This is a genomic window from Shinella sumterensis, from assembly GCF_004514425.2.
Taxonomy (GTDB): Bacteria; Pseudomonadota; Alphaproteobacteria; order Rhizobiales; family Rhizobiaceae; genus Shinella; species Shinella sumterensis.
Map to the genome: position 1 here is coordinate 1 of NZ_MYFN02000046.1, position 1,062 is coordinate 1,062.

Genomic DNA, 1,062 nt, shown 5'->3' on the forward strand with positions numbered 1-1,062 from the left:
GGTTGGCCCAGGCGCGGCGGTCGAGGACGTTCTTCTGCAGCAGGCTGAAGAACGACTCCATCGCGGCGTTGTCGCCCGCAGCGCCGACTCGGCCCATCGATCCGACGAGCCCGTGACGGGTGAGCGCGCGGGCGAAGCGCCGGCTTCGAAATTGCGATCCGCGGTCCGAATGAACGATGCAGCCGGCGACATCGCCGCGCATCGCGACGGCGTTCTCGACCGCGCGGACGGCGAGTTGCGACTTCATGCGGTCGCTGATCGAGTACCCGACGATCCGGTTGCTGAAGACGTCCTTGACGGCGCAGATGTAGAGCTTGCCCTGCCGGGTTCGGTGCTCGGTGATATCCGTCAACCACAGCCGGTTGGCCGTGGTCGCGGTGAAGTCGCGCTGCACGCGGTCGTCGAACACGGGCGGGCCGGCCTTCTTGCCGTTCTTGCCGCGCTTTTTCCCGAACACCGACCACACGCCATTGCGGGAGCTGTGTTTCCAGACCGTCCGATCCGACACCTCCCACCCGTTGTCGCGGACGGCGTCGGCGATGAGGCGATACCCGAACTCAGGATCGTCGGCATGCGCGTCGACGATCGCGTCGACCAGATGCGCCTGCACCCAGTCACGGTCGGTCACGGGCTCAGCCAGCCACCGGTAGTACGGCTGGCGGGCGATCTTCAGCACCCGGCACGTCACCGCGACCGGCACCCGCATCGGGGCGTCCTTCGCGGCCAGCTCGCGGACGAGCGGGTACATCATTTTGGGGAACCACCGAGCTTGAGGTTCGCCTGCGACAGATACGCCGCGGCCTTCCGCAGCACCTCGTTCTCCTGCTCGAGCAACCGGTTCCGCTTGCGCAGCTCACGGAGCTCATCGGCCTCCGACTTCGTCACGCCGGGCTTGACCCCGGCTTCGACGTCGTCTTGGCGCATCCAGTTCTGCAGGCAGGTCTCGCTGATCCCGAAGTCCGCCGCGATCTTCCGCAACGGCACCCCGGCATCCCGACCACGAGCAACGCGAACCACGTCCTCACGGAACTCGCGCGGATAGGGCTTGGGCATGATGACATC

The 1,062-nt window shown here is 66.8% G+C and carries 1 protein-coding gene; it reads right to left on the reverse strand.

Annotated elements, in window-relative coordinates:
* Positions 1 to 1,053 (reverse strand): IS3 family transposase gene (locus tag B5M41_RS26730; RefSeq protein ID WP_413713450.1). Its coding sequence is split into 2 segments (ribosomal slippage), with 1,051 coding nucleotides annotated over them: positions 1 to 784 and positions 787 to 1,053; the frame shifts between segments, so codons are not numbered across the junction. This gene is flagged as partial in the annotation.
* Positions 1,054 to 1,062: the final 9 nt, after the last annotated feature.